Source organism: Oleiphilus sp. HI0128 (assembly GCF_001635365.1).
In genome coordinates, this window is the sequence record NZ_LWGG01000946.1 from 1 (window position 1) to 3933 (window position 3933).

General features: G+C 39.7%; 7 protein-coding genes. 2 read left to right on the forward strand and 5 right to left on the reverse strand.

Annotation, left to right across the window (positions count from 1 at the left end; all coding sequences use genetic code 11):
* The 4 genes from A3763_RS15420 to A3763_RS15435 all read right to left on the reverse strand — a co-directional run.
* On the reverse strand, positions 1–454 hold a 454-nt coding region (locus A3763_RS15420), incomplete at its 3' end, for a hypothetical protein (RefSeq protein ID WP_068511111.1).
* A 112-nt stretch (positions 455–566) separates the two neighbouring features.
* Positions 567–1064 (reverse strand): hypothetical protein, encoded by a 498-nt coding sequence (locus A3763_RS15425; protein WP_068511113.1) that lies wholly within the window; start codon positions 1062–1064, stop codon positions 567–569.
* Positions 1065–1536: 472 nt separating this feature from the next.
* On the reverse strand, positions 1537–2019 hold the full coding sequence (locus A3763_RS15430; protein WP_068511189.1) for a hypothetical protein: 483 nt from the start codon (positions 2017–2019) through the stop codon (positions 1537–1539).
* 120 nt (positions 2020–2139) lie between these two features.
* Positions 2140–2472, reverse strand: a complete 333-nt coding sequence (locus A3763_RS15435) for a Qac family quaternary ammonium compound efflux SMR transporter (protein ID WP_068553830.1) — start codon at positions 2470–2472, stop codon at positions 2140–2142.
* A gap of 224 nt (positions 2473–2696) precedes the next feature.
* On the opposite strand from A3763_RS15435, the gene A3763_RS15440 reads away from it, so the two are divergent.
* Both A3763_RS15440 and brnA read left to right on the forward strand, forming a co-directional pair.
* Positions 2697–2996: a BrnT family toxin gene (locus A3763_RS15440; protein WP_068511104.1), complete on the forward strand. Its 300-nt coding sequence runs from the start codon at positions 2697–2699 to the stop codon at positions 2994–2996.
* Positions 2983–3258 carry a type II toxin-antitoxin system BrnA family antitoxin gene (brnA, locus tag A3763_RS15445; protein ID WP_068510173.1) on the forward strand — a complete coding sequence of 92 codons (276 nt, stop codon included), beginning with the start codon at positions 2983–2985 and terminating at the stop codon, positions 3256–3258. The genes A3763_RS15440 and brnA overlap by 14 nt, the downstream gene beginning before the upstream one ends.
* 114 nt (positions 3259–3372) lie before the next feature.
* On the opposite strand, the gene A3763_RS15450 is transcribed toward brnA, so the two are convergent.
* A complete protein-coding gene (locus tag A3763_RS15450) occupies positions 3373–3717 on the reverse strand; it encodes a hypothetical protein (RefSeq protein ID WP_068510171.1) in 345 nt (114 codons plus the stop codon).
* Between the last annotated feature and the right edge of the window lie 216 nt (positions 3718–3933).

Sequence of the window (3933 nt, forward strand, 5' to 3'; positions counted from 1 at the left end):
ATTGTCTAAAATACGTTTCATCAAAGTCTATTTCTGTTGGCCTAATGGAGCCATCAATATAGACACCCCAGTTTAGTGAGTCGCCATCTACACGAATAAGGTCAGCAACTTGAAGCGTTTGATCTTCTATTTTTAGAATGACATCGAACTCGATGGCTTCAGGACCGCCAGCGGTAATAACTGTATTTCCAAGTGTAAAAGTACCACTGCCACTAACTTCTATATCAGGCTGACCAGTGCACAATGAATTTGAGTAAACTTCCAAACTTGCGGTTAGACTGTAACCATTAAATATATAAGACTCGAGATTATAATCGCCATATTCTTCATCGTAATAGCAGGAAGCAGACCAAAGACCATTTATTCCGAGCGGGTCTGGCGTATCATTACCCCCACTACTGCAGGCGGCTAAAAATATTACTGCCAAACATACGATAGAACTTCCAATTTTCATTACTACTCCCTAAATATAACGCTTTTATAAACGGCGCGCGTGTCTTTGCGCGTCCAGTGTAGCCCACGTTCCTTCGTGGGCGGAACGAGGTTTGATAAACTTGTTAAGTGATTTAATGCAGTGCATTTAATTTAACTACACTATCATCGAAGGTGCTTACCGGAATTAAGAAAGCCAGGCCCGTACTAGTTTGTTTATAGCGAACGTAAACTTCGCCAGCTTTGTAAGAATATAGCTGTAATGATCTTGCCTCATAGACTGTTACACCACCATTATTTTGAGTTTCATTTTTGATATCGATGGCAAGAATACCCTTTGAGCAAGACCAGTCAGGACGTAGTATTTGTGATGAATTAACTACAGATTCATTTTTGTACCCAGTGAACAATAGTTCATTAGCGGATGCATTTATTTCAAATTGATCGTATTGACGAAGTTGCCAAAAACCAAGGCTATTGTAATGTGAATAGTTTTCGAAGTTTAAGGTGTATTTACCAGACAAAGAGGTACAGCTTTGGTTTCCGATAACCAAGCTTTCGTTTGGTTTATATTGTTGAAAACCACAACCTGCTAGTAGTCCAATTATTATCGTTAGAATTATATTTTTCATATGGTCACTTAACGCTTTTATAAACGGCGCACGGCTCTATCGTGCGTCCAACGTAGGCCACGTGTTTTTGTGGCCGGAGTGATGTTTGATGAACTGGTTAGATGTTTTAGAACACCCAACTACACCAAACACCACGTTAAAACCTTTGTACTTGCCCAGAGACAAAAACACCCTAGATGGCGACTTTACCGGACTCCCTAGGAACACACCACCAACGAAACCTCTACAAATTAAAATGTACCTGAGAAGCTTAAACAGCGGAGCGGAACAGTTGGAAACCGTGCCACCTACCTTAATAATTTAAACGGAGGAATGCTCGATAAGAAACGAGCATTCCCTGCAGAATATTGAGCCCTAAACCTTAAGAGCCAAAAAACATTTAACGCTTAGCTAAACGGAGAGGTGAACTGGCGACTTTTTTGAGTGTTTTTCAAAAAAGGTGTCAGTTTGCCGAGTCCGTTTGAGCGCATTGTTATGTACTTAATTTTGATATTAGTTTTTTAAAAAGATCACCATAAAGAAATATGAAGCCAGCCAACAATATACATACTGCGAAAATAAATTTGTTGTGCACACTATTAACATATTGATAATCATATTTTTTTAACATTACACCATTAACACTTACCTGTTTTACCTTTAGGCCAAACAGTAAAGTATCCGCAAACCAAACCTTTACGTCAGCTCCCTGGGTAACCATATTCCGCTTTTGGGGTTTCAAGCGTAATCGATATTGCTCTTTTGACCCCGCTAAATTTAAATAGGTTTTATACCCGCGATATTTTACGTGTTTGAAACTTTCAATTACGCCTGCTGTAACTTCGTATTCATTTATTTTTTTTGCAGGGTCATCGAGTATTGATATTGTAAGCCCAATAATCACAGCAGCAGCTAGAGCCGAATATATAAATTTAAACAGTGCTTTAAAAGTTGCCATAACTTCGTTCTGAAACATAACGCCTTGCACAGCGGAAACTGTAGTGTAGTGGCTTTGTGCAACAATGAGCGAAGCGAATGCACAAAGCCGCGGAGCGGAGGTTTTCCGACTGGTGCAACTTGTTAGATGCATACTGGACTAATGTGCACTGGTTTTTGAAAGCAAGTTGAGAACAACAACGCCACCAACGATTAAACCCATGCCAACATACCCCCAAAGGTCAAGTTTTTGCCCGTGCATGAACCATGCGATTAGAGTTACTAAAACTATGCCAAGCCCTGACCAAACTGCATATGCAATACCAACAGGGATTGATTTCAGAGTAAGTGAAAGTAAATAGAAAGCAGCGCCATAGCCAATAATAACAAGCAGCGATGGGGCGATTTTAGTAAAACCTTCACTAGACTTAAGACTGGATGTTGCAATTACTTCACAAATAATAGCAGCGGATAAGAATAACCAGTTTTTCACAGTTTTCTCCAATGTATATATTTTTCGAAAGATTAAACTAACCCTTTAAAAATGAACAGTCTTGTTCTTTTGGAGAGGCTGTGAGCACATGGGGCATCTAACGCCCGGCTCACCGAGCAAATTTTATTGGCGGCTTTTTTGGTACAAAAAAGGTGACAATAAAATTTGTCCGGTGGAGCCGCTTGTTAGTGCCATTTTTATGTATATGATGGTAATATACATAAATGATTAATTGGAAACAAATAAAAGGCTTTAATTGGGATGCTGGCAACGAAAGAAAAAACGTTGATAAACACAGCGTAAACCAGTTAGAGGCCGAACAATTATTTTTTAATGAGCCTTTATTACTGCTGCCGGACAAAAAGCACAGTGATAAAGAGCCCAGATACCATGCCCTTGGAATTACCGATGATGGGCGGCAACTACATATTACTTTTACACTGCGTGAAGATAACACTTTGATTAGAGTGATTTCTGCACGACCAATGCACAAGAAAGAGAGGAAATTTTATGAACAAGCATAAACAGCCTCCAAAGTTTAAAACAGAGGCAGAAGAACGAAAGTTTTGGGAAGATAATGATTCCGCTGATTACTTGGACTGGAGTAAGGCCGCAAAAGTAACAATGCCCAACTTAAAACCATCGACGAAAACAATTTCCTTGCGGTTACCTGAGTCTTTGCTTGAAAGCATTAAAATTGAGGCTAATCGAAGAGACATGCCTTACCAGTCCTTAATCAAATCTTGGCTTGCTGATGATGTTCGACAGAATCGCTTAGCTTCTTAAGAGCACTAACGCCTGCCACAACGGCTTGGGTGAAGTGGCGGCGTTTTTGCGTCTTTTTGCAAAAACGGTGACAGTTTACCCAAGTCCGATTGATGGCACTTGTTATGTAAACAGTTATTTGTTCCGTATTTCTATTACTACGTCAGCCTCTCTCTTTATATTTGGCCGAGTTAACTCAGGATCTTCTTTATCCAGACACATAAACTGAATTTCTGCCTGGGCATCTGATGTGAATGGAACCATATCCTTTTGAGATACTCGAACAACTTGGAAGTGCTTATTTTGATTGTTACAAAATGCAAATGCTTCTTTATATACATCAGCTTTAACACTGCCACCAACCACATCGAATCCTTTTTGGGATCTAGAAATCAAATACGTATCTATCCCTATAGGGATTACGCCTGATGATGTTGCACAACCGGAAACTAATAAAACAATAAAGAATATTCTCTTCATTTATCTCTTCACTCCTTGGCCAAACTTTATTCATACGCCCAGTTCATTGGGTATGCATCTTTGCTGAATTTACATAGACATAATGACTCCCCACGTCCCAAAAGAGTGCTGACCTCCTATCGTGGGTTAGCAAAGCCAGAGCCATAATATATGTGTCATACCATATAAGCGGAGGCCAGCACCATGAAAAACAATACCATAATTTTTGTCGGATTG

Excerpts from the sequence above, each read along its gene's own strand:
- A3763_RS15450 (WP_068510171.1), bottom strand. The coding sequence starts at position 3,717 with ATGAAGAGAATATTCTTTATTGTTTTATTAGTTTCCGGTTGTGCAACA.
- A3763_RS15430 (WP_068511189.1), bottom strand. The coding sequence starts at position 2,019 with ATGTTTCAGAACGAAGTTATGGCAACTTTTAAAGCACTGTTTAAATTT.
- brnA (WP_068510173.1), top strand. The coding sequence starts at position 2,983 with ATGAACAAGCATAAACAGCCTCCAAAGTTTAAAACAGAGGCAGAAGAA.
- A3763_RS15425 (WP_068511113.1), bottom strand. The coding sequence starts at position 1,064 with ATGAAAAATATAATTCTAACGATAATAATTGGACTACTAGCAGGTTGT.
- A3763_RS15440 (WP_068511104.1), top strand. The coding sequence starts at position 2,697 with ATGATTAATTGGAAACAAATAAAAGGCTTTAATTGGGATGCTGGCAAC.